This window comes from Vibrio orientalis CIP 102891 = ATCC 33934 (assembly GCF_000176235.1).
GTDB lineage: Bacteria > Pseudomonadota > Gammaproteobacteria > Enterobacterales > Vibrionaceae > Vibrio > Vibrio orientalis.
Genome location: NZ_ACZV01000005.1, coordinates 1,916,503 through 1,943,463 on the forward strand (window position 1 = coordinate 1,916,503; position 26,961 = coordinate 1,943,463).

Genomic DNA, 26,961 nt, shown 5'->3' on the forward strand with positions numbered 1-26,961 from the left:
CATGACAAAAAAAGTCCTCGTCCCTATCGCTCCTGGCAGCGAAGAAATGGAAGCAATTACTATCATTGATATGATGGTTAGGGCTGGATACGAAACCGTGGTTGCCAGTGCCGACTTCGATGGTCAACTAACGATGAAAGCCTCTCGCGGCGTGACACTAACGGCGGACTGCAAATTGGTCGATATCGCTGACGATGAGTTCGATGCGGTTATCTTGCCAGGTGGCGTTGAAGGGGCAGAAACGTTCCGCGACAGTACGGTTTTGGTCGAAATTGTCCGCCAGCAAATGTACGAAGGTAAGTTGGTTGCTGCGATTTGTGCCGCACCTGCGCTCGTTCTTGCTCATCACGGTCTATATAGTGACGCGTTAATGACCTGTCACCCAAGTTTCGAAAGTCACATCAATCCGAAAAAATGGCGTGTTAAACGTGTCACTTATGATGTAAACCACAATCTATTGACCAGTCAGGGGCCTGGGACCGCACTAGAGTTTGCTATGGAGATCATCATCAATCTATCCGGTAAAGCACATGCTTGGACTATTGCCGAACCCATGGTGACGATACCGACACTGCAATACCATAAACTGGGTGACGAATAATGTTTGACGTGCAAGCCGTCGCTGCGCAGTTTCCGGCCTTACTTCAGCAAATTAATGACCAACGACTGGTCTATTTAGACAGTGCAGCGACCACTCAGAAACCTCGCTGCGTGATCGATGCGATTACCGACTATTACAGTCACCAAAATGCCAATGTACACCGTGGTAGCCATAGCCTAACCGCTAAAGCCACAAGCCAATTTGAATCAGCTCGTCAAACCGTAGCTGACTTTTTAGGCGCTTCAACGAGCAAAGAAATCGTCTGGACTCGTGGTGCAACGGAAGCTTTAAACTTAATCGCTCAGACTTACGCACGAAATACGCTTAAGCCTGGTGATGAAATCTTAATCAGTGAAATGGAACACCACGCCAATATTGTTCCGTGGCAAATTGTTGCTGAGCAAACAGGGGCGAAAGTGGTCAAAGTGCCGATGACGGACGAATGTTCGTTTGATATTGCGGCCTTTAAATCACTCCTTTCTGCTCAAACTAAGATCGTCGCATTAGCTCATATCACTAATGTCACTGGTACTCGCCAACCTATCGAACAGGTCATAGAACTGTCCCATCAGATGGGTGCGATTGTTGTCGTAGACGGCGCTCAAGGGATCGTCCACGAACGAGTGAACCTTGCTTCACTCAATGCTGATTTTTACGTTTTTTCTGGCCATAAGCTGTATGCCCCTGCCGGTATTGGAGTCCTTTACGGCAAACTAAAACTGCTTGAAGCTATGCCTCCATGGCACGGCGGCGGCAAGATGGTCGAAAAGGTCTCATTCGAAGGGACGACCTACAGTGAACTGCCTGGTAAGTTCGAAGCAGGCACACCAAATGTTGCCGGTGCCATTGCCTTAGAGACTGCTATCAACTGGTATCAGAGCTTTGACCAACAGGCAGTTGAAGCGCATATCCACCAGCTAGTGAGCACCGCTTATACTCGCCTGAGCGCACTTGAAGATATTGAAGTTTTTGGCTACCAACCGGGCGCAAGTGTGCTTTCATTTGTGATGGATGGCGTTCACCATCAAGACATGGCGACACTACTTGATCAGCAAGGAATTGCTGTTCGCGCAGGCCATCACTGTGCGCACCCTCTAATGGATGCACTCGGCGTAAAAGGCACCGTTAGAGCGTCATTTGCCATCTACAACACGATGGAAGATGTCGAGCGCTTTATTGCTGCGGTAGAAAAAGCCGTGGATATGCTTTAGAAAGCATAAAGGTCGGCAAATGCCGACCTTATTCTATTTGTCTTCCCCGAGAACGACGTACGAGTGAGTTGGGGAGCTCTTGAAGTAAGTCGAATACTCTATGAGATTCCCTACTCCCTCATTCTTCGGTCTATGGAATGACAGAACCTAGAGCTGGCGAAGCGTTACTCCTACAGCTCATCAAATGCTTCAATAGCCTCTGAAAGCTTCTTAACACCATGAATTTGCATTCCCGGAATGCCGCCTTTAGGCATGTTTGCAGCAGGTACAATCGCTTTCTTAAAGCCATGCTTGAACGCTTCATTAAGGCGCTCTTGGCCGCTAGGGACTGGACGAATCTCCCCCGCTAGGCCAACCTCACCAAACACCACTACATCTTTTGGTAATGCGCGATCGCGGAAGCTTGAAAGCAGCGCCATAACCAAAGCAAGGTCAGCACTGGTTTCGGTAACTTTCACGCCACCAACCACGTTAACGAATACATCTTGGTCGGCCATTTGTAGACCACCATGTTTATGTAATACCGCAAGTAATAATGAAAGACGGTTTTGCTCAAGGCCAACAGCAACACGACGTGGGTTTGCCAGTTGTGAATAGTCGACAAGCGCCTGAATCTCAACCAGCAGCGGGCGAGTACCTTCCCATACCACCATAACTGAGCTGCCGGATGTTTCCTCTTCACCGCGAGATAAGAAAATCGCCGATGGATTACTGACTTCTTTAAGCCCTTGACCTGTCATCGCAAACACACCTAGCTCATTCACCGCACCGAAACGGTTCTTATGGCTACGCATGGTTCTAAATCGGTTGTCAGTACCACCGTCAAGCAACACAGAGCAGTCAATAATGTGCTCTAGTACCTTTGGTCCCGCTAAGGTGCCATCTTTGGTAACGTGGCCAACGATAAACACTGAGACATTGTTTTGCTTAGCGTAACGGGTTAACGCCGTTGCCGATTCACGAACTTGCGCCACACTGCCCGGTGAAGATTGTACGTCAGCGACATGCATAACCTGTATTGAGTCAATGACCATGATCTTCGGCTGCTCTTTTTCTGCAATTTGGCAGATGCGATCAACGTTGGTTTCGGAAAGCATTTTCAAGTTCTCTTTCGGCAAGCCTAATCGAGATGCGCGCATCGCAACCTGCTGAAGAGATTCCTCACCCGTTACGTAGAGCGTTGGCATTTGAGATGCAAGGTAACACATCGTCTGCAGTAGCAATGTCGACTTACCAGCACCTGGATTACCACCAATTAAAATCGCTGCACCGGGTACAACACCGCCACCTAATACACGGTCAAATTCTTTATAGCCGGTGGTAAAGCGTGGTACTTCTTGCAGGTCAATCTCAGACAGAGCCTGAACCAAAGTTTCCCCCGAGTTACCCGCATACCCCGTTAAACGCTCATTTCTCGCTGCTGCTGGGGACGCCGCTAGTCTAACCTCGCTAATTGTATTCCACGCACCACAAGCATTGCACTGCCCCTGCCAACGTGGAAAGTCAGCACCGCAGTCATTACATACGTATGCTCTTTTCGCTTTTGCCATGTAACCTCAGGTATTAAAAATGGTATTTGTGACACAAACTGCACCATGGTACGTTTATCTCACATAGAAACTTGATTCGCTGTAACATATCACTAAAGATCTTAATATCAAGGCCGATATCGAGAGTAAGGAATACTCTAACAAAAAAATATGCAGCAGCCAGAAATACTCTCATTAGCAGAGCGATTAATACCAGCATACCATGCACAGGATTTCGAGCACCTTCTTAACCAAATGACAGAGGGTGAGCCCCCTTCGACTAAAATTTTAGTTAAGATGGAACTCAATCGTGTAATGGCACCTTGCACCAAACCAATCGATCTACGTGGGCGAGTAAAAGGAGAGTGTCGTTCTTATGACCTTGATGGCTTAAAACACTGGCTGGACGACGTTGCATTTAACGCCTATCACAAAAATACTCGTAAGTTTGGCGGCTATACCGAAGGAGTATGGGAAGCCCTGATCAACACCCATAACAACTTTCGAGTCATGCAAAAGCAAGGGAAACCGATTGGCACTGAAGTTGCCGAAAACCCCAATGGCTTAGATGTAGAGCCGATTACATTAGGCTACGATCTTAAGCGTAAAGAAAATCGACTCAAAATCTCGTCACAAGTTGAAATCAAACTGGCTAGCAACCAAATTGTGAATGCGCTGACTGTTGATCTCTCTCCTTCAGGTGCCAAGTTTAAAGCCCCCTCAGCCTTTGACTATAAGTTAGGTGAAGTCGTTGACATTAGACTCGTTGAGCTAATGAAGTCGGTTGAAATTGAAGGAATCGATCAACCGATCCCCTATCGTATTGTTGGTATTGACGAGTCGTATGAGAATGATGCTGTAAAGTTTTTACGCCTACTTAAACTCGACACTTCTAACCTTATTGAAAAAATCATCGAGCACCTATTACAAAATGATGCTCAGAAGGCGCGTCACGACAATCAAGATAAGATCATACGTGCGCGTGCGCGTGGCTTTGAACATACCTACTTAAAACATACCTGTAATTTACCGGTATTTTTTAGCGGCAATGAGCTAAAGTTGGTTCTTATGACGGAAAATAACCGTCCTATCTGGCAATACTGGCACGATGAACGTAACCAACAAACCCTCAGCAGCTTGTTTCATCAACAACGCATGTCTCAGCTAACGACTGAAGGCGTCAAGGGTAGCAGCAACGTAATTTATGCCTTCACTCACCAGCACAAAGATAAAAATCTATTCTTTTCGATGATGATGCCCGAAGCATCACGCGAACTACGTCAGCTTTTTTGGCATATAGGGGCAAAAAAAGAGAGCTGGAAAGCATTCAGACTGTCTGTATTTGAATTATCCCCAGATGAGCGAAAAGAGTTATCACAACATTACAGTGAATTGGATCTTGAAGCAGAGACGCTAAGCCATTGCGGTATCTTACAAGAAATCTCTGACGACAATAGTCGCCATGATTACTTACTCACCGATAAGCCACGTCTCGCGGCAAGTGAACTGAATCCATTCCGCCACCTGCGTAATCCAACGACCAACCCCGCATGCATTTACTTTGATGCGCAATCTCGGCGTCGAGAGCCGAGATACCAGTTTAAATCGCCTTTAGTACTAACCGACGTGAATGGCGTCGCCGTTGAAGGCACCACCATTGATATCTCTAAGCATGGCGTCAATATTGCTCTTACAGCCCCGAGTACACTGAAAGCGGGAGAGCCCTGCTTCCTCAATTTCAAAGAGTTTCAGCTTTATGACAAAGACCTTCCATTAAGTGAAGTGCCTTATCACGTCATTCGTATTAGCCCCAGTGCTAAACAGCTTCAGCTTGCTATTCAAGAGTCGAGCCAAATCACCCGCACTATCACTTTCTTTGGGCGTCTGATCGAACACAACCAAGGCAAGCTGGTCGCGAAAAAAGAGCTGTTACCAAGTAATGAACTGCTTGAAAGCCTGCATGATATTCTGCTGGATAAAATGGTCAGCTCGCCACTTTACATAGAGAAACGCGGCAAAAGTCTACGGCCAAAAGCGATTGGCGTGAATTATCCACTCAGCTCATATCTCGCTATTTTGGCTAAGCTTGGTGATGGTGCGAACTTCTCATTAGCCCCTATCTACAAAGGCCATACCAATACGCTGCTGGCTCAGCCAATGAAGAGAATTGAAGGAGCTGAGCCTCAGTATCATGAGCTATATCTCAGTGCGAGTAAGTTCGGAACCCGGATTCAGTCGGTAGATGCAAAGCTCACTAGCGAATTTGAGAGCGTCAAAGAGCGCATCAATTACATCAAGCGAGCACAAATGATGGGGGAGTTTTATGCCATTAGAATCTGTGGTGCACCCGTTTTCAACCCAATAACTGCGTTGGTTCGAAAAGATCTCGATGAATTAACACAGATCAGTATGCATCAAGCTCGGAGCCTAGAAAAAGAGATCAACAATATTGTCGGCTACGGTGAACTCACTGATATCACAGAAGAAGTTCTGATTCGACTAGAGCTAACAAACTAGTATTTGAGCTATAAAAAAGCGAGGCATTTGCCTCGCTTTTTTATAGTCGATATTCATCAGCTTACGGCTGAGGCTTAAAGCTCACTCGTTTTTGCTTAACTAGAATCGCCGACAAGATACAAATAATCCCGCCAAGCCCCACATAACGAACCGCACTCTTAGCCTGTTGCTCTACTTTCGGCTTTGCATGATACGCAATCCCCAAGCCAGCCGCGTCCATCATCACTAGGTCATTGGCACCGTCACCGACTGCAATAGTATTGTGTGGTTCAATATCATACTCATCAGCAAGCTGTTCTAAGATATCCGCTTTAGTTTGCGCAGAGACGACCTCGCCAAGCACTTTCCCTGTCAACTTACCATCGACTATCTCAAGTTGGTTTGACTGCGCATGATCCAACCCTAGTAACTCTTGCAAGTAATCGGAAAAGTAGGTGAAACCGCCAGAAGCAATCGCTGTCTTCCAACCGTACTGCTTCAATGTGCCAATCAACTCAGGAAGATCCGGCATCAAAGGGAGTTGCTCACGCACGGCACTTAAAATGCTTTCATCGGCACCGGCTAGCTTACCAACTCGCTGACGTAAACTTTGTTCAAAGTCGAGCTCACCTTGCATTGCTCGCTCTGTCACTTCGGAGACTTCTTCGCCGACTCCTGCCAGCTTGGCAATTTCATCAATACACTCGATCTGAATGGCGGTTGAGTCCATATCGAGCACGATCAATCCCGGTTTGCTCAACTCTGGCATATCATTCAAGGTCGAATAATCGAGTTCTAGCGCCTGCAGGATCTCTTCGTGCTGCTCAGTAAGCTCTCCGGCCATCAAAGCAACCTCATACTCGCCAACCTTCCACACATCGACAATAGCGTTGTAGTAACCTACAAAAAAATCGATGTCTTCAAATTTGCTCGGGCAGAGGTAATGTCCAAATACAACCCAACCTGCTTTGGCTTTATCAAACTGGGTCGCAAGTCGGGTTTCTGGTAGACGATTAATTAAAGGGGTATGTTTACGTATAGAAAGGGGCTTTAACGTGTCCATGTCAATTATTCCTGTAAAATCTCTCAACACGTTAACCTATTGCAATTTATCTGCGCAAGTCTCAATATGCTCTAAAGTATAATTATCCTCTATTTAGGTGAAAAATGGACTCATCTCTGTTTTCTTTTCGTATTGCACTGAAGGTATTGGCAACGGCCTCGTTAATTGCCATGGTTGCTACTATTGGTATCAATAGTGTCAAAATCACGAAAGGTAACGAGCAGATTCAAGCCAACCAATTAGAGACCTTAACCGATATCCTCATCTCTCAAGCTTCATTGTCAGCCAGCGATATGATCGTCACACAAGATCAAGAGCGTTTATTGAAACTGACTAACCAACTGGCGAAAGATAATCTCGTTGTTGATGCAACCATCTATGACGCAGAAGGGGTTAAACTAGCAGCAAGTGACCAAGCTACCTCAGTCCGAGAGATTCTCGGGCTTGATACCCCCCTTCAGACCGCTCGAATCGGTAAGCAGCAATTGGTCGAGCCAGTACTAAAAGATGGCAGCGTAATTGGCTTTGTTCGTATTACCTTTGAAACAGGTAAGCTAACGGCGTTTTCCGATCACTACTACCGCAAGAGTGATCGCTACATGTACACCATGGTGGGGATGAGTTTCATTGCAGGTTTATTGCTGACGCTGATTATTCGTCGTAAGCCAAATAAGCGTAAGGGTGAAAATTTACTGCTTAAAGATATGTAGTCAGTACCAGAAAACAAAAAGGGTTGATGCTAAGCATTAACCCTTTTTAATTCGTCATCACCGAGAAAGAAGAGTGAGTGATTTAAGTCCATAGAACACTCGAAGAGATTCCCTACTCACTCCTTCGTCAGGTTAAACCTGTGCTCCCCGAGAGTGAGGAACGAGCGAGTTGGGGATCTCTTGAAGTGAGTAGAAAGCCTCTAGAGATCCCCTACTCACCCCTCCGTCGTTCTATGGAATGACGAGAGAGAAAAGTGATGATTACTCTTCATCACCAAGAAGAACAGAATCGAGGGCAATGATCATCATATCGTTAAAGGTAGTTTGACGCTCATCTGAAGTCGTTTGCTCACCTGTCTTGATATGATCAGAAACCGTACAGATAGTCAGAGCTTTTGCACCGTATTCAGCACACACACCGTAGATGCCCGCGGCTTCCATCTCAACACCGACAATGCCGTATTTGTCCATTACGTCGAACATTTCTGGATCTGGCGTGTAGAACAGTTCTGCAGAGAACAGGTTACCCACTTTTACTTCAATGCCACGCGCTTTAGCTGCATCTTCAGCGGCACGAACCATCTTGTAATCCGCGATAGCAGCAAAATCATGACCTTTAAAACGAATACGGTTTACTTTCGAATCTGTACACGCGCCCATGCCAATCACAACATCGCGAACTTTAATATCTTCACTTACCGCACCACAACTACCTACACGGATAATCTTCTTCACACCGAAGTCTTTGATAAGCTCTGTCGCGTAGATAGAGCACGATGGGATACCCATACCGTGACCCATTACCGATACTTTACGGCCTTTGTAAGTACCCGTGAAACCGTACATATTGCGTACATCACATACCTGTACAACGTCTTCCAGGAAGTTTTCCGCAATGTATTTAGCACGTAGAGGGTCACCCGGCATTAATACGACGTCTGCGAATGCACCCATTTCTGCGTTGATATGTGGAGTTGCCATGATTTAGTTTCCTTTTCTTAATCGGATATAAGTAAGCAATAAACAAAATAATAGAGGGACAAGCCCTCTATTTGAAATATCTATTTAGAATTACAGAAAGTTTTTACCGTAATCCATTGGTGACGTACCAAAGTGACTCGCTAACGTCTGACCAATATCAGCAAACGTATCACGAAGGCCTAAAGAGCCTGCTGGTACTTTTGCACCGTAAACGATCACTGGGATATGTTCACGCGTGTGGTCGCTACCTGGCCAAGTTGGGTCACAACCATGGTCAGCGGTTAGAATCAGAATATCGTCTTCTTCCATCAGCTCCATCACTTCATGGATACGACCATCAAAGTACTCGAGTGCCGCTGCGTAGCCTGCAACATCACGACGGTGACCGTAAGCAGAATCGAAATCAACGAAGTTAGTGAACACGATAGTGTTATCACCCGCTTCTTTAATGGCTTCTTTTGTTGCTTCAAACAGTGCTGGGATGCCCGTTGCTTTGGTCTTCTTCGTGATACCACAGCCGGCATAAATATCAGAGATCTTACCGATCGAGTGAACTTCGCCGCCTTTCTCTTCCACTAGCTTCTGAAGAATCGTTGCTGAAGGTGGTTCAACTGATAAGTCACGACGGTTACCGGTACGCTCAAACTGTCCCTTACCAGGGCCAATGAATGGACGAGCGATAACACGGCCAATGTTGTAGTCTTCCAGCTCTTCACGCGCGATTTGGCACAGCTCTAGAAGACGGTCTAGGCCGAATGTTTCTTCATGACATGCAATTTGGAAAACAGAGTCAGCAGACGTATAGAAGATAGGTTGGCCAGTCTTCATGTGCTCTTCACCCAAATCATCAAGAACTTGAGTACCTGACGCGTGGCAGTTACCTAGGAAACCGTCAAGACCTGCGCGCTCAAGAATGCGGTCTGTTAGCTCTTTCGGGAAGCTGTTTGCTTTATCAGTGAAGTAGCCCCAATCAAACAATACAGGAACACCTGCGATTTCCCAGTGACCAGAAGGAGTATCTTTACCAGAAGAGAGCTCAGCGGCATGGCCGTAAGCACCAATGATTTCAGCATCGGCATCAAGACCCGGAGCAAAACTGCCTGTCGACTCTTTGTGCGCCATCGCTAGGCCAAGTTTGGTCAGGTTTGGTAATGTTAACGGGCCACTACGATCCGCGTTGTCTGCCAAGCCTTTATCACACTGCTCTGCAATATGGCCCATGGTATCTGAACCTACATCACCAAAATCTTTCGCATCAGCCGTTGCACCGATACCAAATGAGTCTAAGACTAAAATAAATGCTCTTTTCATTGCTCTCTTCCTTTCATTGGTCGAGAGCAAAAACTCAATCGACCAATCTAATAATAATAATTCAACTCAAGATAGTTGGACTTACAGCTAGGCAACAAGCAAGCGAGCCCCCTGAGCATCGCTCGTCTATGTAACTGGGGCGGCCGGCGTTCCGGTGAGTGAGCGCAGTTGACTCCGCTGCAAGTTCAAATATGAAGAGTTTAAAGATCTTCCGCACGAATCTGACGATACACTTCCGGAGTCGGGGTATATTCACCACCAACCGTGATCGCTGCTTTCAATGCGTTCGCTGCTTCTTGCCACTGCTCTTCACTGCGAGCATGGATAACGGCAAGAGGCTTGTCACTTGACGCCTGTTCACCCAAGCGAATAAAACCATCAAAGCCGACTGCGTAGTCGATTACGTCCGTTGCTACGCGGCGACCACCACCCATAGAAACAACCGCCATACCGATAGCACGCGTGTCCATTGCTGAAACAACACCAGACTCATCAGCAAATACTGGTTTAATGATTTGCGCTTTTTCTAGGTAGTTATCGTAGTTCTCTACGAAATCTACTGGGCCACCTAGACCGGCAACCATCTTACCGAAACACTCAGATGCTTTGCCGTTATCTAGCACTTCCATCAGTTTCGCACGTGCGTCTTCAGTGCTTTCTGCAAGTTTCGCAAGCACCAACATTTCAGCACATGACGCCATCGTCACTTCAAGTAGACGAGGGTTACGGTATTCTCCAGTCAGGAACTGAACCGCTTCACGAACTTCTACTGCGTTACCCGCTGAAGAAGCCAGCACCTGGTTCATGTCAGTTAGAATTGCTGTTGTCTTAGTGCCTGCACCGTTTGCTACCGCTACGATGGATTTTGCTAGCTCTTCAGATGCTTCATAAGTTGGCATAAATGCACCAGAACCTACTTTTACATCCATAACTAGAGACTCAAGACCCGCAGCCAATTTCTTAGACAGAATTGAAGCAGTGATAAGCGAGATGTTGTCTACTGTCGCGGTAATATCACGAGTTGCGTAAACACGCTTGTCTGCTGGCGCTAAGTCGCCCGTTTGGCCGATAATTGCCACACCAGCCTCTTTGGTTACATCACCAAACACTTCGTTAGTCGGTGTGATGTTGTAGCCAGGAATTGACTCAAGCTTGTCTAGTGTACCGCCAGTGTGACCAAGGCCACGACCAGAGATCATAGGAACGAAACCACCGCACGCTGCCACCATAGGGCCAAGCATTAGAGAAGTTACGTCACCCACACCACCCGTTGAGTGTTTATCAACGATAGGACCACCAAATTCTTTGTGGCTCCAGTCGATCACCATACCAGAATCACGCATTGCACACGTTAGTGCGATACGCTCAGGCATTGTCATTTCATTGAAAAAGATAGCCATTGCAAATGCCGCAATCTGACCTTCAGAGACAGAGTTGTTGGCAACGCCTTGGATAAAGAAGTTAATTTCTTCTGCGCTTAGCACTTCGCCGTCACGCTTTTTACGGATAATTTCTTGAGGTAAGTACATTAGATCCTCCCACGCTAAAGGTAGCGATGGTTGTAAGGTAAAGAGGTAATGTGGAGCAGTGAATTACTACTCCACCAAACAGACTTTATTTTTATCAATTCTCTTAATATTTGGCGTTGCAGTTAGGCGACAAGTAAGTTCATTCCTATGAGCATAGAGGCTCTATGTAATTAGGATGAACTTACGCAGTCAACAACGCTGCGGCGTCAAATAGGACGAGAAAATTAGTATGCTGCTGGATCAGCAGTCTCGTCTGTCACTTCTAATGTATTAAGTAGGTTTGTTAATAGGCTTGACGCACCGAAACGGTAGTGACGAGCATCAACCCAGTTGTCACCTAGGATTTCATCAGCCATTGCTAAGTACGCTTGCGCATCTTCTGCAGTACGAACACCACCCGCTGGTTTGAAGCCAACAGATTCTGCAACACCCATGTCACGAATCACTTCAAGCATCATGCGAGCGTATTCTGGAGTTGCGTTTACTGGCACTTTACCCGTTGAAGTTTTAATGAAGTCTGCACCTGCTTTGATACAGATTTCAGACGCTTTCTTGATGAGTGCTTCTTCTTTTAGCTCACCAGTTTCGATGATCACTTTAAGAAGGATGTCACCACACGCTTCTTTACATTGCTTAACTAGCTCGAAGCCAACTTCTTCGTTACCTGCCATTAGAGCACGGTAAGGGAATACTACGTCTACTTCATCCGCGCCGTAAGCGACTGCCGCTTTAGTCTCTGCAACTGCGATTTCGATGTCGTCGTTACCGTGTGGGAAGTTAGTTACGGTCGCGATGCGAACGTCTGGTGTACCTTGCTCACGAAGTGTCTTCTTAGCAATAGGAATAAAGCGAGGGTAAATACAGATTGCAGCTGTGTTACCTACTGCTGATTTTGCGTCATGACATAGTGAAATAACTTTCGCGTCAGTGTCGTCATCATTCAGCGTAGTTAGGTCCATTAGTTTAAGTGCACGTAGTGCTGCTGCTTTTAAATCGCTCATTTCTATCTCCGATCAATATTCAAAAATTTTACTGCTCAACCTGTCAATTCAAGTTGGCGATGTAGTCATTAATGAACGGACTTGGTTCCTTGAAGACTCAGGGGTAAACAGCGAATTAACCCCTAATTGCTATCCTTGTCACCGCACAGTACCAGTTTGGTCTATGGCACAACAATCTGCGATTGAGTGTCTAACGGTATACGCAGCTTTCGCCGCGGCCGGCGCTAATCATACTCCTTGTATTAATCAACGCTAGCTAAAACATTTCAATTCATCTTGAATGCAATAGAAGCAAGCACCTCGAATTCATCCAAGGCCAAAACACTTCATTCAAAAGTGTTCCCTACTTCCTACAACTATACATTATAGATATTCGTCGAAAATCTGTAGTGGCTCATAGAGCGCAAACGGTTTGTATCTCAAAAAAGATTCTGTTTAACGTTTGCTCAATCTTCTCGATCTCCTAACGCAACGAACCTATTGTCTAAATATAATTAGACTGCTCTCTTTCTAAGGAAAGAAAAACAAAAAAGCCCCGTAGCGCACACCAAAGTGTGTCTACGGGGCTTTTTAAAACGGCGTCTATATAATCTATCTACTTAATTAGAAAGATAGGAAGAAGCCAGCAATTGTCGCTGCCATCAGGTTAGATAGTGTACCAGCACAAACCGCTTTAACACCCATACGAGCGATGTCATGACGACGTGCAGGAGCAAGGCTACCTAGACCACCTAGTAGAATCGCGATAGAAGAAAGGTTTGCGAAACCACATAGTGCGAATGCGATGATTGCTTGAGTCTTCTCAGACATTACTGCACCTGTTGCTGGAACAACTTGTGCCGCATCACCAACGTAAGGTACGAAGTTTAGGTACGCTACGAATTCGTTTACAACCAGTTTTTGACCGATGAAAGAACCAGCAAATGTTGCTTCAGCCCATGGCACACCAATTAGGAATGCTAGAGGAGCGAACAACCAACCTAGTAGTAGTTCTAGAGTTAGGTTCTCCATACCGAACCAACCGCCAACGCCACCTAGGATGCCGTTAACTAGCGCGATTAGACCAACGAATGCTAGTAGCATTGCGCCAACGTTAAGTGCTAGTTGTAGACCAACTGATGCACCGCCTGCTGCTGCGTCGATAACGTTAGCTGGCTTGTCGTCACCACCATCAATGTTGTTGTCCAAATCTTCGTCTGGAGTATCAACTTCAGGCTTGATGATTTTAGCGAATAGTAGACCACCAGGTGCTGCCATGAATGATGCTGCTACAAGGTACTCTAGAGGTACACCCATAGATGCGTAACCTGCTAGTACACCACCAGCAACTGACGCTAGACCACCACACATTACTGCAAATAGCTCAGATTGAGTCATTTTTGGTACAAACGGGCGAACCACTAGAGGTGCTTCTGTTTGACCTACGAAAATGTTAGCTGCTGCAGACATTGACTCGGCACGTGAAGTACCTAGTGCTTTTTGTAGACCGCCACCAAGAATCTTGATAACCCACTGCATCACACCGATGTAGTAAAGTACAGAAATTAGCGCAGAGAAGAAGATTAGCGTTGGTAGTACTTGGAAAGCAAAGATGAAACCGATACCGTCAACTGAGAAGTTAACTAGGCTGCCGAATAGGAAACCAGTACCGTCTTTACCGTAATCGATAACGTTCTGTACACCAGCTGAAAAACCAGCTAGAAGGTCACGACCCCATGGTACGTAAAGAACGAAACCACCGATGATAAATTGGATAGCAAATGCGCCACCCACAGTTCTTAGATTGATAGCTTTGCGGTTATCTGACAGTAGTAATGCAAGTCCTAGCAATACTGCCATGCCGACTAGGCTCATAAACAGGCTCATAGTTTATGACTTCCTTATATGTTATTTGTTGGCGTGTTACAAAATGGAGCTCAAAAAGCGGGGCAATTATACTCATCCGGCCAATGATAAAGTAATGCCACCCTCACAGTTTCTAATAAGATTCATGACCCATTCACTCATTTACGTGAACGAGATCACCTTTAAGGCTTTAGGTAATCATCAATCGAACAATTTATTTAGAAATTATTCACAAATACCGAACGCTGAATTGCTATTTTTCCAAACGATTTCAGCAATCGTTTGCCTTGACATTCCCTTAAGAGATGCGAGGCAGGCCAAAATTTCACCTATCATCTTCGGGTGATTAGGCTTGCCCTGATACCCATTTAATGGCATGTCCGGTGAATCCGTTTCTAACACTAACTTTTCAATGGGCAGGCTAACTATAGCTTGTCTGGTTTTGTTTGCCCTTGGATAGGTGATCACACCACCGACTCCGATGTAAAAACCGAGCTCAATAAATTGCATCGCTTGCTGATAGCTACCCGAAAAACCGTGCAAAATACCACCATATTGAAACCTTTCTTGCTTCAAAATTTGCACCATTCGGTTGTGTGTTTTCCGGCAATGGAGAATAAGCGGAAGTTGATAATATGTTGCAAGAGCGACCTGTTCGATAAACACCTTTTCTTGAAGAACCATATCGACCTCCACCATCGCATCTAAGCCACACTCACCCACGGCGACGCACTGATTTCCACGCTGGTTAAGCAGCTCTTTTAAGGTAGGCAATTCATCAATACTTTGTTGATGAAGAAAGTAAGGGTGGATTCCGAGTGCAAAGTAGATGCTGGCATGCTCTGCCGCCATTTGTTGCACTTGGGCCCAATTACTTGAACCAATAGATGGGACAACAAAGCGCGAGACACCTTGCGCATTGGCTGACTTAAGTTGAGCGTCAAAGTCGCCTTGGAAGATGTCAAAGTCGAAATGACAGTGGGTATCAAAAAGGCGCATTACTTTTGCGCCTTAGTTTTATCAGAGTTCTCAGAACTCGGGTCAGTGCGATAAGGAACACAGCTGCGCTTATACTCGGGGGTCAATCCAAGAGACGAACACCACGCATCATACTTTGCTAATTGACGCTTCAACCAACTGCGCATCCCCATCCCCTTCTATTTCTGCTCTTCTCGCTTAAAGACTAGCTCAGTCGGTGTTGATTCTTCTTCTACAAAGTAATAGCCCGCGGTATCAAATTTGGTTAAGTCCGCGACGCTAGAGATACGATTCTCAATGATGTAACGCGCCATCATACCGCGCGCTTTTTTAGCGTAGAAGCTGATCACTTTATATTGGCCATTCTTACAATCTTTAAATACCGGCGTAATCACCTGCGCATCTAACGCTTTTGGTTTTACCGCTTTGAAGTATTCATTCGATGCAAGGTTGATAAGCACGTTATCGCCTTGGGCTTCGATAGCTTCATTGAGCTTCTCAGTGATAACGTTACCCCAGAATTGATAAAGGTTGCTGCCTTTATCATTCGCCAGCTTGGTACCCATCTCTAAGCGATATGGCTGCATCAAGTCGAGAGGCTTAAGTAAACCATACAGGCCAGAGAGCATGCGTAAATGCTCTTGTGCATAAGCAAAGTCCTCTTCAGACAGAGATTGGGCATCTAGGCCAGTATAAACATCGCCTTTAAACGCAAGAATCGCTTGGCGCGAGTTATCCGTCGTAAACTCTTCACTCCACTCTTGAAAGCGGCCAACGTTTAAATCGGCAATCTTGTCACTCACTTTCATCAAACTTGCAACGCCTGCAGGAGTGAGCTTGCGGCACACTTCAATCAGCTGTTTTGAGAACTCAACCAAATCTGGCTGAGTGAACTTCTCTGTCGCCAATGGGGATTCATAATCTAAGGTTTTCGCTGGAGAAACGACGATTAACATGACTTTACTCTATCCATATCTTTGTTTTATTGAGTTTAGGGTACAAAAAAAGCCATGCATTGTCTGCATGGCTTTTTGAATCGTTTTAATAGACGTTATCTATGGCGTTCGATCAGTTTTTCTTATTCTGATCCCAAATACCATCTTCAAGCTGAGATTTCAGCTCAGGGAAGTCGTTCGAGTCAAACGTTGGCACTTTACCTTCATCTAGCTGGCGGTTGTAGTCTTTCGCAAGCTTAATCACTATACCTGATAGTAGAAGAATCGCTACCAAGTTAACAATCGCCATTAGACCCATAGAGACGTCTGCAAGAGCCCAAACAACCGGTAGCGATGCGACTGCACCAAACATCACCATACCTAACACGATGATACGGAAGATACCTAGGCCTGCTTTGTGGTTGTGCTCTAAGAAGATCAGGTTAGTTTCAGCGTAAGAGTAGTTAGCGATGATTGAAGTAAATGCGAAGAAGAAAATCGCTACTGCAACAAAGATTCCACCCCATTCACCCACTTGCGAACTTAGCGCGCTCTGAGTCAATTCGATACCCGTTACTTCACCATGCGGCACGTACTCTCCTGACATCAGGATGATTGCAACTGTCGCAGAACAGATAACAATCGTGTCCATGAATACACCTAGCATTTGCACATAACCTTGCGATGCTGGGTGCGGTGGGTAAGGCGTTGCCGATGCTGCTGCGTTAGGCGCAGAACCCATACCCGCTTCGTTTGAGAATAGACCGCGTTTGATACCGTTAATCATCGCTTGTGCAATTGCGTAACCCAAACCACCAGCAGCGGCTTCTTGTAGACCGAATGCACTCTTGATGATTAAGGTAAGAACAGCAGGAAGCTTCTCAATGTTCATCACCATAACGAACATTGCCAGTAGCAAGTAAGCTAATGCCATGATTGGAACGACTAACTCTGCTACACGTGCAATACGCTTGATGCCGCCAAAAATCACTACCGATGAAAGTAGCACAACTACAGCACCTACGTAGGTGTCTTCCCAACCGAATGCGTTGTGCATCGCGTTTGCGATAGAGTTCGCTTGTACTGCGTTAAACACAAGACCGAATGCGATAATTAGGAATACAGAGAACAGTACGCCCATCCAACGCATACCTAGGCCTTTCTCCATGTAGTATGCAGGACCGCCACGGTAGTTGCCGTCGTCATCTTTGGTTTTGTATAGCTGCGCTAAGGTACTTTCAGCGAATGATGTCGCCATACCTAGCATGGCGATAAGCCACATCCAGAAAATAGCACCTGGACCACCAGCAGTAAGCGCTACGGCGACACCGGCCATATTACCGGTACCAACACGTGCAGCTAAACTAGTACAAAGAGCTTGGAAAGAAGAGATACCAGCTTTGTCTGCTTTACGGCTGTTCTTTAAGACTGAGAACATGTGGCCAAAGTGACGGAATTGGATAAAGCCCAAACGGACTGTAAAGTAGATTCCAACACCGACTAGAAGATAAACAAGAATGGAGCCCCATAGCAGGTCATTCATTAAATTAATTAAGTCTGTCATAACATCCTCATATTGAGTTTTCGCTAATCTTTGCTTCCAAGCCTTCCATCTGACCGCCTTACTAAGTGTCAAGATTGCTTAGTATTGGTATTGTTATATTGTGCAGTCTAGATCTGTAAAACTCGCTTCATGCTTCCATTTTACGTATCAGCGTATTTTTTGACGGGCGGATAATGCAGTGAAGAACGACAAAAATCAATATGCAACTAGCTACATTAAAATGTTATTTTTCACTAGATGGTCACCAGTAATTAACAGCCACTTACACATACCAGCAATCAAAACAGAACATTCCATTAATTTCTCACCAACATTCCTTGAATCACGCTGCTGAGTATTCCCTCTATACCGACTCAGCGACAATGCCTTGCATTATAAGGCGTCCAACTCATTATAAAAAACAGCACGCTGTAAAGTGGCGCACTATGCTCCAATTTTATATGTGCATAATTGAACTTGTCATCTCTAAGTCAAAATTCACACACAGAATTAACATACCGCTAGAGACAATTTAATCGTTTTCGTCGAATCAAATGCTCAAAAAAACAGCGAATAGACCCGATTTTTTTGTGACTCCCTCAGACAATATGCGTAAAAACTTCATTGAAACGTAACAAATGAGAAACGAATCAAAGTTAGGTTAGTTTTAGATATGGTATTAAAAACATGCCCGATTAAAGGAAAGATGATCATAAAGAGGTAGCTTATGGAAGGCTTAAACTTTGACGAAATTTTCGAACAGGACTTACCGAGAGGTAGAGCTAGTCGCTCAAAACCTGTGAAGCGCAAATGGCGAGAAATTGAAGCAATTAAAGATCGCCAACGCTTGCAAAAAGAACTGATGGATATGGATATCGGCTATGATGATTTAAACGCAGCCGAATACTGATTATTAAAAAAGAGGCATTACGCCTCTTTTTTAATTTTAGATGCTTTCATGAGCATTTTGACGGACACGCTCAGCGATCTGCTGATATTGCTCAGCGATGGTTTCGCCAAAAACAGGATCGTCTTCACACACGGTCCATTGCTCTTCGACGATTTGCCAATCTTTGGTGGTGAACGTTTCCATTAGATAGGGAAAGATGTGCTTCTCTTCCATTTCTAAGTGGCTTCGTTGCGCATTTAGGAATGACTCAAGTTGCTCAATGAACAAGCTTTGCGGCACTACGGCATCTTGGAGCACCATATCGACAATATTGAGAAACTCGTGCGTTTGCTCAGAGAGCGTTTTGTGCTCTAACTCTAGGTTATCAATTCCCTTGTGATGACCATAATGAGTCAAGTAGTGGTGATATAAGATGTCCTCTTTAGGGTGATGTACCCTCTCAGAATGATTGGCTAGATAGTCGACAATCTCTCTTAACACACCATAGTTAACGCTGCGCTCATCTTTTAATACCGCTAATTTATGGCGCAATATGGCCAGTAGGCGCACCATATAGCCATGCTCACGCTTGATTCTTTCAATCATCATAGTGTCTCTCCTTAACACTTACTTTTAATGAGTGTATTAGAGTATAAGAAGAGACGCTTTGATCTTGTTCAGATTTTAATCAGACACTTGTGAGTATCAGTTACACATTGACCTGCATCGGAAGCTGCCATTGAATCGTGCTCTGCCCCTGAGAGGCGAGAATTGCATTAGTCTGAGAGAAGTGGCGGCAGCCAAAAAAGCCACGGTGTGCAGAAAGCGGTGACGGGTGAGGGCCTGACAACACATGGTGCTTTGCGCGATCGATAAAGCGACCTTTCTTTTGCGCATGTGCTCCCCATAGAAGAAACACAACCCCAGACTGATGTTGGTTGATTGCCTCTATGACTTTATCGGTAAAGGTCTCCCAACCACTTTTTGCGTGTGAGTGTGCCTTACCTTGCTCTACCGTCAATACCGTATTAAGCAATAAGACACCTTGCTGCGCCCAACTTTGCAAATAGCCATGCGGTGGGATCTCAAACCCTTCAATGTCTTGAGCGAGTTCTTTGTACATATTGACCAGTGAAGGTGGCGTTTTTACCCCAGGTAAAACGGAGAAACATAACCCGTGGGCTTGATTAGGTCCATGGTAAGGATCTTGGCCAATGATCACGACTTTGACATCGGCAAACTCTGTCGCCTTAAACGCATTAAAAACGTCCGACGCTGGCGGGAATACCACTTTTCCGGCCGCACGCTCCGCCTCAACAAAAGAGAGCGTTTGCTGAAAGTACTCTTGCTGCTTTTCTACACCAATAACATCATGCCAGGTAAGTGAGGTATTCATGACCCATTCCTTCTACTATATATGCGCTGTCATTGTCGCAAAAATAGTAGAAGGAACAAAGGGGTTAGTGTTTTTGAGGAGTACGGTAGTGACCTTGACCCGTAATATGTCGATTTGGCAAAGGTAGACGTACAGTGCGGCTCGAAACGTGAGAGTAAGTAAAAGGCATAGTGGCATCCTCATATTGTGACTTCATAAAAAGCTATGAAAGATTAATGCCACATTGCTACATACTTCTCGATTAAGCTAAAGCTTGCAGGTGGAACTGACGCATCGTTTCAATTTCTTGAGGCCAAAGTTCAGGCTCTATCGTCTCTAGAATCAAAGGGATACCATCAAATCGTGCATCTTTAGATATATACTCAAAACAGTCCCAGCCAATTTCACCTTTGCCCAAAGCATGGTGCCTATCGACCTTGCCGCCTAAGGCAATCTTTGAGTCATTAATGTGCATTGCACGCAAATATTGCATCCCAACAACGCGATCAAACTCAGCAAATGTCGCTTCACAAGCCTCGAGCGAACTTAAGTCATAGCCTGCGGCAAAGGTATGACAAGTATCAATACATACACCGACACGCGACTTATCTTCGACTTGTTCAATGATCTCGGCGAGGTGTTCGAAACGCCAACCAAGGTTCGTCCCCTGCCCTGCCGTGTTCTCAATCACTGCGACCACATTAGAAACTGCTTGGTGTGCAAGATTGATCGATTCTGCGATTCTCGCTAAGCACTCTTTCTCAGATATCTTCTTTAAATGACTCCCAGGATGAAAATTCAGCAAGGTTAACCCGAGTTGCTCACAGCGTTCCATCTCATCAATAAAGGCTGCGCGTGATTTTTCCAACTTTTCCTCTTCCGGTGCGCCTAAGTTTATTAAATAGGAATCATGAGGAAGAATCTGTTCGCTAGCAAAACCTAACATTTTGCAGTTAGCTTTAAATGCGCTGATGGTGCTAGCTTCAAGTGGTTTCGCCACCCACTGACGTTGATTCTTAGTAAAGAGCGCAAAGGCATTCGCACCGATCTCACGCGCACGCAATGGCGCTTGGTCAACCCCACCAGCCGCAGAGACATGCGCACCTATATACTTGTTACCTGTTGCTTTTTTAATCATTGTTACTTAATCACCTTTCACTTTCAGCCAGCCCCCTTTAAAACAGTTATTTAAAAGAGAGAGCTCAAACCTCCGACTCATTTTGTAGTAAATTTACAACAAAATGAGTTATTAAATATTTTTTATATTATCAAATAAATTGTAACTATATTGTTTTCAAAGATTTTATTGATTTAGAACAAGAAAATAACCACCATAAAAATAATGTTTTTGGTTGTTTTTTGACTTAAATCAATATTATCATAAGGGATATTCGCTATATAATACGTAGCTCACTAAAAATCGAAAATTAACACCAATTAACCACGTTAAGTGGACTAGGAGATAGTAATGATTCAAGGTATTCAAATCACTAAAGCAGCAAATGACGACCTACTAAACTCTATCTGGCTACTAGACAGCGAGAAGAACGAAGCTCGTTGTGTAGCTGCAAACTCTGGCTACGAAGCTGACCAAGTAATCGCAATCAACGATCTTGGTGACTACGAAAGCCGTGAAGTTGCTATCGAAACAGCTCCACGTATCGAAGGTGGTCAGCACCTAAACGTTAACGTTCTTAAGCGTGAGACTCTAGAAGACGCAGTTGCACACCCAGAGAACTACCCTCAGCTAACTATTCGTGTTTCTGGCTACGCAGTTCGTTTCAACTCACTAACAACTGAACAGCAACGTGACGTAATCGCACGTACTTTCACTGAGTCTCTATAATTCTCAGTCAGTTATTTTAAAAAAGGCGCTCATTGAGCGCCTTTTTTGTTTTCCGCTATACCCTACTCCACTCAGCATAAGGTACATTAACAGCATTCGTTATCACCTAAGGTGAACTATATGCTACTGGAAGGCATTGAGACCTTACTTGTTTTAAGTAAAGCAAAAACCATGAGCCGCACAGGGAGCTTACTCTATATAAGCCAATCGGCAGTAAGTAAGCGTGTAGCGAATCTGGAAAAGAAGTTAGGCAAAAAACTGATCGAGCCTTCCGGGCGCTCGATAAAGCTGACACCCGACGGTATTGCTTTAATCGAGACCATTGGTCCCTCATTCAATGAGTTACGTGGCCTCATCTATGAGCAGCAGGAACTTGAAGACACCTCATTAATCACCCTAGATAGTTCGAAATCTCTCATTGCAGGTTACTTGGGAAAAACGATCGGTGATTACCTTAAACAAGATAAGTACCTAACGATAACGACCAATCACACGCCTAGAATCGTCGAACGAGTCCAATCAGGTAAAGCCACTATAGGCCTTTGTGCCGGTCAACTACCGGCGCAACATGGCTTAAAGGCATTTCATCTATGTGATGAACCCTTTTTTATCGTCAGTGATAAACAACCAAACAAACTACCTGAGAGAGTCATCACCAATGACCTTACGAACCCATCCAACAGTTATCAACTTCCCGCTCTAGCCAAGTTAGGTATTAAACCTGCGATGGAAATGGATGCATATACTGCCGCAGCTCAATTAGCCTTAGGGGGCGCAGCACCCGCACTTATCCCACTCTCTATCGTCAGAGCACTTAACATACCGGACAGTCACTGCTTTCAGTTTAAGCAACTTGAATCGTTGATTAGACCAATTCACATTTGCGTCAGGCAAAGTGTTTACCAATCACCACGGGTTAAAACATTGATAGAAACCATTGCTGATGCTGTTCCCAGAGTAGCTTCATCGCCATTAGCATAGACATGGTAATCACCAAAGGGCGAATCCATTTTTGCCCTTTGCTCACCACCACTTTCGCCCCCAATTGCGCCCCCATAAAACCACCGACAGCCATCACAAGACCTAACTCCCAGATAGGCAAACCAGCAAGGATAAAAAACAGCAACGCGGCGATATTGGAAGTAAAGTTGAGCACCTTAGTACGAGCGGTCGCATCGACGAGTGAGAAGTGACCAAGTGCGACAAAACAGACAGTAAAAATCGAACCTGTACCTGGACCAAAGAAGCCATCATAGAAACCAACGCCGCCACCGACACTAAAGGCAAACATGGCTTCAGAGATTTTTGCTTTGCCTGATTGCTCTCTGGTTTTCGGCATCAGTAAAAAATAGAGCGAGATAGCGACCAATAACAGCGGGATAAGGCTCGTTAACACGCCAGCATCAATATACTGCACCGCCTCAGCACCAACTGCAGAGCCGATGAAAGTGCAAGCGATCGCCACACGCATCTCTTTGATACTGACAATACCGTTGCGTACGAAATACCAACTGGCAGAGAAGCTACCGAATGAGCTTTGCAGTTTATTGGTCGCAAGTGCCTGCGTTGGCGGCACACCAGCAGCCAGTAGCGCAGGCAAGGTTAACAAGCCACCACCACCAGCCATAGCATCAATAAAACCTGCTACGGTGGCGACAAAGAACAAGATGGTTAAGATTTCGAGTGTCAGTTCCATTTTCTATCAATCATTTACAAGTCTATAAGTGCAAAATACCATCAAGTTAACCATTCTTTTAACGAAAGATTAGACTTAAACCCATTCCTATTTTTCAACGGTTAGACAATAAAAAAGCCCGCTCTAGTGAGCGGGCTATGTAGTAGTCAGATAGGCTCCGTTGTGAGCCTACTGCTTGTTATTACGCTTCGTTCTCAGCGACTTTAGCGTGTAGCTCCTGAACTGAAGTGACTGACGTTTTAGCGTCAGCGGTATGTGCCATACAGACGGCAAATGCTGCGTTTAGCGTTGTGGTGTAGTTCACTTTCTCAGCCAGTGCACCACGGCGAAGAACTTTAGAATCTTCAATCGCTTGACGGCCAGCCGCAGTGTTCACGATGTAGGTGTACTCGTTGTTCTTGATACGGTCAAGAATGTGAGGACGGCCTTCATGTACCTTGTTCACTAGGCGTGGGTTGATACCCGCTTCGCCAAGAATAACTGCAGTGCCGTGCGTTGCGTCTAGCTGGTAGCCAAGCTTAGAAAGCTTAGATGCTAGGTCGACAACACGCTCTTTGTCACCTTCACGAACAGAAAGCAGTGCACGACCACCTTCAGGGTAAACATTGCCACAACCAAGCTCAGCTTTAGAGTACGCTTCAGCGAACGTTGCACCAACACCCATAACTTCACCAGTAGAGCGCATTTCTGGGCCTAATAGTGGGTCAACACCAGGGAACTTGTTGAATGGCAGTACCACTTCTTTCACTGAGTAGTATGGTGGGATGATCTCTTTCGTAAAGCCTTGCGACTCTAGCGATTGACCCGCCATTACACGTGCTGCAATCTTAGCAATTGGCGCGCCTGTGGCTTTAGATACGAACGGTACCGTACGTGCTGCACGAGGGTTCACCTCGATTAGGTATACTTGGTTGTTCTTAACCGCAAACTGCGTGTTCATCAGGCCACGAACACCCAACTCGAACGCTAGCTTTTCAACTTGCTCGCGCATTACGTCTTGGATTTCTTGGCTTAGCGTGTATGCAGGAAGCGAACATGCTGAGTCACCTGAGTGAACACCCGCTTGCTCGATGTGCTCCATGATACCGCCGATAACCACGCGCTCACCATCACAGATAGCATCGATGTCCACTTCAACAGCGTCATCTAGGAAGCTATCAAGCAGTACTGGCGATTCGTTCGATACGCTAACCGCTTCGTTGAAGTAGCGACGTAAGTCTTGCTCGTCGTATACGATTTCCATCGCACGACCACCCAGTACGTAAGAAGGACGAACAACGAGTGGGAAGCCAATTTCGCGAGATTTCTCTATCGCTTGCTCCATTGTTGTTACTGTCGCGTTTTCTGGCTGAAGTAGGCCTAGACGGTCTACAGCAACTTGGAAACGCTCACGGTCTTCTGCACGGTCGATTGCGTCAGGGCTAGTACCGATAATTGGCACGCCAGCAGCTTCAAGAGCACGAGCCAGTTTAAGTGGAGTTTGACCACCGTACTGAACGATAACGCCTTTTGGCTTCTCAACACGAACGATTGCTAGTACATCTTCCAGAGTTACTGGTTCGAAGTAAAGACGGTCAGATGTATCGTAGTCTGTAGAAACTGTCTCAGGGTTACAGTTAACCATGATAGTTTCGTAGCCATCTTCACGTAGCGCTAGTGATGCGTGTACACAACAGTAATCAAATTCAATACCTTGGCCGATACGGTTTGGACCGCCGCCTAGAATCATGATCTTCTCTTTGTCTGTTGGGTTCGCTTCACACTCGTCATCGTAAGATGAGTACATGTAAGCCGTATCAGACGAGAACTCCGCCGCACACGTATCTACGCGCTTGTAAACTGGGTGGATATCGTACTGGTCACGTAGACGACGAATTTCACTTTCAGACACACCTAGAATCTTAGATAGGCGCGCATCAGCAAAACCTTTACGCTTAAGTTTTTTCAGTTCATCTTTGTTCAGACCAGCAAAACCTTTCGCTTTAAGCTCTTGCTCTAGCTTCACGATGTCTTCGATTTGAACTAGGAACCAACGGTCGATTTGCGTTAAGTTAAACACACCGTCTACTGACATACCCGCACGGAATGCATCAGCGATGTACCAGATACGCTCTGCGCCAGCTTCTTTAAGCTCGTGACGAATTGTTGTTAGAGCATCAGGTGCATCTAGATCAACCATTTCATCAAAGCCTGTCGCGCCGACTTCTAGACCACGAAGTGCTTTTTGTAGCGATTCTTGTTGGTTACGACCGATAGCCATCACTTCACCAACTGACTTCATTTGCGTCGTTAGACGGTCGTTCGCGCCAGCAAATTTCTCGAAGTTAAAGCGAGGAATCTTAGTTACAACGTAGTCGATTGTTGGTTCAAATGATGCAGGAGTTGCACCACCAGTGATATCGTTCTGTAGCTCATCAAGTGTATAACCAACAGCCAGTTTCGCTGCAATCTTCGCGATTGGGAAACCCGTTGCTTTCGATGCTAGAGCAGAAGAGCGAGATACACGTGGGTTCATCTCGATGATAACCATACGGCCATCTTTAGGGTTAATACCAAACTGTACGTTTGAACCACCCGTCTCAACACCGATTTCACGAAGTACCGCTAGAGATGCGTTACGCATCAGTTGGTATTCTTTGTCTGTTAGTGTCTGAGCTGGAGCAACTGTGATTGAGTCACCCGTGTGGATACCCATTGGGTCAAAGTTTTCAATCGCACATACGATGATACAGTTGTCCGCTTTGTCACGAACCACTTCCATCTCGTACTCTTTCCAACCGATTAATGATTCATCGATTAGAAGCTCGTTGGTTGGAGAAAGGTCTAAACCGCGACGACAAATCTCTTCGAATTCTTCTTTGTTATAAGCGATACCACCACCAGTACCACCCATAGTGAATGATGGACGAATGATACATGGGAAGCCAACCATATCGAGAACGCCGTAAGCTTCTTCCATAGTTTTCGCTGTATCTGCACGCGGACACTCAAGGCCAATAGACTTCATCGCTTTATCGAAGCGAGAACGGTCTTCTGCTTTATCGATAGCGTCAGCCGTTGCACCAATCATTTCCACACCGAACTCTTCAAGTACGCCGTGTTTTTCTAGGTCTAGAGCACAGTTAAGCGCAGTCTGACCACCCATTGTTGGTAGTACTGCATCTGGACGCTCTTTCTCAATAATCTTACGAACCACTTCCCATTGGATAGGTTCAATGTAAGTTGCATCCGCCATGTCTGGGTCAGTCATGATGGTTGCAGGGTTAGAGTTCACAAGGATAACTCGGTAACCCTCTTCACGCAGTGCTTTACATGCTTGAGCACCAGAGTAGTCAAACTCACATGCCTGACCGATAACAATCGGGCCTGCACCTAGAATTAGAATACTTTTTAAGTCAGTACGTTTTGGCATTCTCTACTAC

23 protein-coding genes are annotated in these 26,961 nt (G+C 45.5%); 7 read left to right on the forward strand and 16 right to left on the reverse strand.

Annotated features, from left to right (window positions below; genetic code table 11):
- Position 1: 1 nt before the first annotated feature.
- Both VIA_RS19465 and csdA read left to right on the forward strand, forming a co-directional pair.
- Positions 2 to 601 (forward strand): DJ-1 family glyoxalase III, encoded by a 600-nt coding sequence (locus VIA_RS19465; RefSeq protein WP_004415372.1) that lies wholly within the window; start codon positions 2 to 4, stop codon positions 599 to 601.
- Complete coding sequence (csdA, locus tag VIA_RS19470; RefSeq protein WP_004415375.1) at positions 601 to 1,812, forward strand: cysteine desulfurase CsdA; 1,212 nt, start codon at positions 601 to 603, stop codon at positions 1,810 to 1,812. Before VIA_RS19465 ends, csdA begins: the two co-directional genes overlap by 1 nt.
- Positions 1,813 to 1,982: 170 nt before the next feature.
- Here the strand turns inward: csdA and radA are convergent, their stop codons facing one another.
- Entirely contained in the window at positions 1,983 to 3,362 is a 1,380-nt protein-coding gene (gene radA, locus VIA_RS19475) for a DNA repair protein RadA (protein ID WP_004415378.1), read from the reverse strand.
- 150 nt (positions 3,363 to 3,512) lie between these two features.
- Between radA and VIA_RS19480 the strand changes: the two genes are divergently transcribed.
- The gene (locus VIA_RS19480) at positions 3,513 to 5,858 is read left to right on the forward strand and encodes a PilZ domain-containing protein (RefSeq protein ID WP_004417861.1); all 2,346 of its coding nucleotides are present in this window, start codon (positions 3,513 to 3,515) and stop codon (positions 5,856 to 5,858) included.
- A 61-nt stretch (positions 5,859 to 5,919) separates the two neighbouring features.
- Here the strand turns inward: VIA_RS19480 and serB are convergent, their stop codons facing one another.
- Positions 5,920 to 6,900, reverse strand: coding sequence for a phosphoserine phosphatase (serB, locus tag VIA_RS19485; RefSeq protein ID WP_004415382.1), 981 nt, complete (start codon positions 6,898 to 6,900; stop codon positions 5,920 to 5,922).
- A gap of 104 nt (positions 6,901 to 7,004) precedes the next feature.
- On the opposite strand from serB, the gene VIA_RS19490 reads away from it, so the two are divergent.
- Positions 7,005 to 7,610, forward strand: a complete 606-nt coding sequence (locus VIA_RS19490) for a YtjB family periplasmic protein (RefSeq protein ID WP_004415385.1) — start codon at positions 7,005 to 7,007, stop codon at positions 7,608 to 7,610.
- A 261-nt stretch (positions 7,611 to 7,871) separates the two neighbouring features.
- On the opposite strand, the gene deoD is transcribed toward VIA_RS19490, so the two are convergent.
- From deoD to VIA_RS19530, 9 genes are all read right to left on the reverse strand, one after another.
- Positions 7,872 to 8,591: a purine-nucleoside phosphorylase gene (gene deoD / locus VIA_RS19495; protein WP_004415388.1), complete on the reverse strand. Its 720-nt coding sequence runs from the start codon at positions 8,589 to 8,591 to the stop codon at positions 7,872 to 7,874.
- Positions 8,592 to 8,681: 90 nt separating this feature from the next.
- A complete protein-coding gene (locus VIA_RS19500; RefSeq protein ID WP_004415391.1) occupies positions 8,682 to 9,902 on the reverse strand; it encodes a phosphopentomutase in 1,221 nt (406 codons plus the stop codon).
- A 200-nt stretch (positions 9,903 to 10,102) separates the two neighbouring features.
- Positions 10,103 to 11,431 (reverse strand): thymidine phosphorylase, encoded by a 1,329-nt coding sequence (gene deoA, locus VIA_RS19505; RefSeq protein WP_004415395.1) that lies wholly within the window; start codon positions 11,429 to 11,431, stop codon positions 10,103 to 10,105.
- A gap of 224 nt (positions 11,432 to 11,655) precedes the next feature.
- Positions 11,656 to 12,432 (reverse strand): deoxyribose-phosphate aldolase, encoded by a 777-nt coding sequence (gene deoC, locus VIA_RS19510; RefSeq protein ID WP_004415398.1) that lies wholly within the window; start codon positions 12,430 to 12,432, stop codon positions 11,656 to 11,658.
- 603 nt (positions 12,433 to 13,035) lie between these two features.
- On the reverse strand, positions 13,036 to 14,298 hold the full coding sequence (locus VIA_RS19515; protein WP_004415400.1) for a NupC/NupG family nucleoside CNT transporter: 1,263 nt from the start codon (positions 14,296 to 14,298) through the stop codon (positions 13,036 to 13,038).
- A gap of 204 nt (positions 14,299 to 14,502) precedes the next feature.
- Positions 14,503 to 15,276, reverse strand: coding sequence for a TatD family hydrolase (locus VIA_RS19520; protein ID WP_004415403.1), 774 nt, complete (start codon positions 15,274 to 15,276; stop codon positions 14,503 to 14,505).
- Positions 15,276 to 15,422: a DUF5363 family protein gene (locus tag VIA_RS22285; protein WP_004416852.1), complete on the reverse strand. Its 147-nt coding sequence runs from the start codon at positions 15,420 to 15,422 to the stop codon at positions 15,276 to 15,278. Before VIA_RS22285 ends, VIA_RS19520 begins: the two co-directional genes overlap by 1 nt.
- Positions 15,423 to 15,434: 12 nt before the next feature.
- A complete protein-coding gene (gene yaaA, locus VIA_RS19525) occupies positions 15,435 to 16,211 on the reverse strand; it encodes a peroxide stress protein YaaA (protein WP_004415406.1) in 777 nt (258 codons plus the stop codon).
- A 112-nt stretch (positions 16,212 to 16,323) separates the two neighbouring features.
- Positions 16,324 to 17,754 (reverse strand): alanine/glycine:cation symporter family protein, encoded by a 1,431-nt coding sequence (locus VIA_RS19530; RefSeq protein WP_004415409.1) that lies wholly within the window; start codon positions 17,752 to 17,754, stop codon positions 16,324 to 16,326.
- Positions 17,755 to 18,460: 706 nt separating this feature from the next.
- Between VIA_RS19530 and VIA_RS19535 the strand changes: the two genes are divergently transcribed.
- Positions 18,461 to 18,643 carry a DUF3545 family protein gene (locus VIA_RS19535; protein WP_004415412.1) on the forward strand — a complete coding sequence of 61 codons (183 nt, stop codon included), beginning with the start codon at positions 18,461 to 18,463 and terminating at the stop codon, positions 18,641 to 18,643.
- A 36-nt stretch (positions 18,644 to 18,679) separates the two neighbouring features.
- On the opposite strand, the gene VIA_RS19540 is transcribed toward VIA_RS19535, so the two are convergent.
- The 3 genes from VIA_RS19540 to nfo form a co-directional block, all read right to left on the reverse strand.
- Entirely contained in the window at positions 18,680 to 19,231 is a 552-nt protein-coding gene (locus tag VIA_RS19540) for a hemerythrin domain-containing protein (protein WP_004415414.1), read from the reverse strand.
- A gap of 100 nt (positions 19,232 to 19,331) precedes the next feature.
- Positions 19,332 to 20,018 carry a uracil-DNA glycosylase gene (gene ung, locus VIA_RS19545; protein WP_004415416.1) on the reverse strand — a complete coding sequence of 229 codons (687 nt, stop codon included), beginning with the start codon at positions 20,016 to 20,018 and terminating at the stop codon, positions 19,332 to 19,334.
- A gap of 241 nt (positions 20,019 to 20,259) precedes the next feature.
- Positions 20,260 to 21,135 carry a deoxyribonuclease IV gene (gene nfo / locus VIA_RS19550; RefSeq protein WP_004415418.1) on the reverse strand — a complete coding sequence of 292 codons (876 nt, stop codon included), beginning with the start codon at positions 21,133 to 21,135 and terminating at the stop codon, positions 20,260 to 20,262.
- A 330-nt stretch (positions 21,136 to 21,465) separates the two neighbouring features.
- Between nfo and grcA the strand changes: the two genes are divergently transcribed.
- Positions 21,466 to 21,843 (forward strand): autonomous glycyl radical cofactor GrcA, encoded by a 378-nt coding sequence (gene grcA / locus VIA_RS19555; RefSeq protein ID WP_004415419.1) that lies wholly within the window; start codon positions 21,466 to 21,468, stop codon positions 21,841 to 21,843.
- Positions 21,844 to 21,963: 120 nt separating this feature from the next.
- Positions 21,964 to 22,824 (forward strand): LysR family transcriptional regulator, encoded by an 861-nt coding sequence (locus tag VIA_RS19560; protein WP_004416856.1) that lies wholly within the window; start codon positions 21,964 to 21,966, stop codon positions 22,822 to 22,824.
- On the opposite strand, the gene VIA_RS19565 is transcribed toward VIA_RS19560, so the two are convergent.
- Entirely contained in the window at positions 22,760 to 23,539 is a 780-nt protein-coding gene (locus VIA_RS19565; RefSeq protein WP_004415421.1) for a TSUP family transporter, read from the reverse strand. The genes VIA_RS19560 and VIA_RS19565 overlap by 65 nt on opposite strands.
- Positions 23,540 to 23,720: 181 nt before the next feature.
- Positions 23,721 to 26,951: a carbamoyl-phosphate synthase large subunit gene (gene carB / locus VIA_RS19570; RefSeq protein WP_004415424.1), complete on the reverse strand. Its 3,231-nt coding sequence runs from the start codon at positions 26,949 to 26,951 to the stop codon at positions 23,721 to 23,723.
- Between the last annotated feature and the right edge of the window lie 10 nt (positions 26,952 to 26,961).

Bases quoted from the DNA above. Each gene is read 5' to 3' on its own strand.
- VIA_RS19560 (WP_004416856.1), top strand. From the start codon at position 21,964: ATGCTACTGGAAGGCATTGAGACCTTACTTGTTTTAAGTAAAGCAAAA.
- deoD (WP_004415388.1), bottom strand. From the start codon at position 8,591: ATGGCAACTCCACATATCAACGCAGAAATGGGTGCATTCGCAGACGTC.
- VIA_RS19500 (WP_004415391.1), bottom strand. From the start codon at position 9,902: ATGAAAAGAGCATTTATTTTAGTCTTAGACTCATTTGGTATCGGTGCA.
- VIA_RS19490 (WP_004415385.1), top strand. From the start codon at position 7,005: ATGGACTCATCTCTGTTTTCTTTTCGTATTGCACTGAAGGTATTGGCA.
- VIA_RS19520 (WP_004415403.1), bottom strand. From the start codon at position 15,276: ATGCGCCTTTTTGATACCCACTGTCATTTCGACTTTGACATCTTCCAA.
- VIA_RS19535 (WP_004415412.1), top strand. From the start codon at position 18,461: ATGGAAGGCTTAAACTTTGACGAAATTTTCGAACAGGACTTACCGAGA.
- VIA_RS19530 (WP_004415409.1), bottom strand. From the start codon at position 17,754: ATGACAGACTTAATTAATTTAATGAATGACCTGCTATGGGGCTCCATT.
- yaaA (WP_004415406.1), bottom strand. From the start codon at position 16,211: ATGTTAATCGTCGTTTCTCCAGCGAAAACCTTAGATTATGAATCCCCA.
- VIA_RS22285 (WP_004416852.1), bottom strand. From the start codon at position 15,422: ATGCGCAGTTGGTTGAAGCGTCAATTAGCAAAGTATGATGCGTGGTGT.
- ung (WP_004415416.1), bottom strand. From the start codon at position 20,018: ATGAATACCTCACTTACCTGGCATGATGTTATTGGTGTAGAAAAGCAG.
- grcA (WP_004415419.1), top strand. From the start codon at position 21,466: ATGATTCAAGGTATTCAAATCACTAAAGCAGCAAATGACGACCTACTA.
- VIA_RS19480 (WP_004417861.1), top strand. From the start codon at position 3,513: ATGCAGCAGCCAGAAATACTCTCATTAGCAGAGCGATTAATACCAGCA.
- carB (WP_004415424.1), bottom strand. From the start codon at position 26,951: ATGCCAAAACGTACTGACTTAAAAAGTATTCTAATTCTAGGTGCAGGC.
- VIA_RS19515 (WP_004415400.1), bottom strand. From the start codon at position 14,298: ATGAGCCTGTTTATGAGCCTAGTCGGCATGGCAGTATTGCTAGGACTT.
- VIA_RS19540 (WP_004415414.1), bottom strand. From the start codon at position 19,231: ATGATGATTGAAAGAATCAAGCGTGAGCATGGCTATATGGTGCGCCTA.
- serB (WP_004415382.1), bottom strand. From the start codon at position 6,900: ATGGACACGTTAAAGCCCCTTTCTATACGTAAACATACCCCTTTAATT.
- csdA (WP_004415375.1), top strand. From the start codon at position 601: ATGTTTGACGTGCAAGCCGTCGCTGCGCAGTTTCCGGCCTTACTTCAG.
- VIA_RS19465 (WP_004415372.1), top strand. From the start codon at position 2: ATGACAAAAAAAGTCCTCGTCCCTATCGCTCCTGGCAGCGAAGAAATG.
- deoC (WP_004415398.1), bottom strand. From the start codon at position 12,432: ATGAGCGATTTAAAAGCAGCAGCACTACGTGCACTTAAACTAATGGAC.
- radA (WP_004415378.1), bottom strand. From the start codon at position 3,362: ATGGCAAAAGCGAAAAGAGCATACGTATGTAATGACTGCGGTGCTGAC.
- VIA_RS19565 (WP_004415421.1), bottom strand. From the start codon at position 23,539: ATGGAACTGACACTCGAAATCTTAACCATCTTGTTCTTTGTCGCCACC.
- nfo (WP_004415418.1), bottom strand. From the start codon at position 21,135: ATGATTAAAAAAGCAACAGGTAACAAGTATATAGGTGCGCATGTCTCT.
- deoA (WP_004415395.1), bottom strand. From the start codon at position 11,431: ATGTACTTACCTCAAGAAATTATCCGTAAAAAGCGTGACGGCGAAGTG.